This is a genomic window from Pantoea pleuroti (genome assembly GCF_014156615.1).
Taxonomy (GTDB): domain Bacteria; phylum Pseudomonadota; class Gammaproteobacteria; order Enterobacterales; family Enterobacteriaceae; genus Pantoea; species Pantoea agglomerans.
The window spans coordinates 1-549 of sequence record NZ_SBFD01000033.1 but is presented as its reverse complement, the minus strand read 5'-3'; the positions used below and the strand labels follow the sequence as shown (position 1 = coordinate 549).

Below are 549 nucleotides of genomic sequence, written 5' to 3'. Positions count from 1 at the left end.
GACCGTCAGGCTTGCAGCAAGACGGCCAGTTAACTGGCAATAATAATTGAAATTATGCCCATGCCTTATTTTGGATAACCACCCTGTATCCATCTGGGTCAACAAATGTCCTTCCATTGACATCCCAGTAAGGGTTAAACGAATTCGTCATTTTGAACCCGGCTTCTATCATCCTGGCACAGGCATCTATCCACGCATTTTCATCTGAGTAATAAAGAACGAGTAAATCCTCCTCAGTTTGCAAAGGTTGAATGGAATGACTAAGGCAAAAGGTGAATTCTATATGCCAGTCTAAACCCTTCCGTCCTAACATCAGTCCATTGAAACCTTCATGATCATTGAATTCAGCAATTTTTTGTAAATCCAGTCCCTGACTGTACATCAGAAAAGATCGTTCAAGATTGGAGACGGGTTTGGCAATACGCATATGAGTAAACAATTGGATGTTCCTCGCAGAAGCTTTTAACTTGAGTGTTAAAATTCAGTTCGAGTTTACACGTGATCATATTTTCAACTTGTCCAGGAGAGCTTACAAAATGTCCGCTGCTG

The 549-nt window shown here is 41.2% G+C and carries 1 protein-coding gene; it reads right to left on the bottom strand.

All coding sequences use genetic code 11. The features are described from left to right. Window positions 1-52: 52 nt before the first annotated feature. Window positions 53-427, bottom strand: a complete 375-nt coding sequence (locus tag EPG66_RS22825) for a VOC family protein (RefSeq protein WP_010259862.1) — start codon at window positions 425-427, stop codon at window positions 53-55. Window positions 428-549 lie beyond the last annotated feature (122 nt).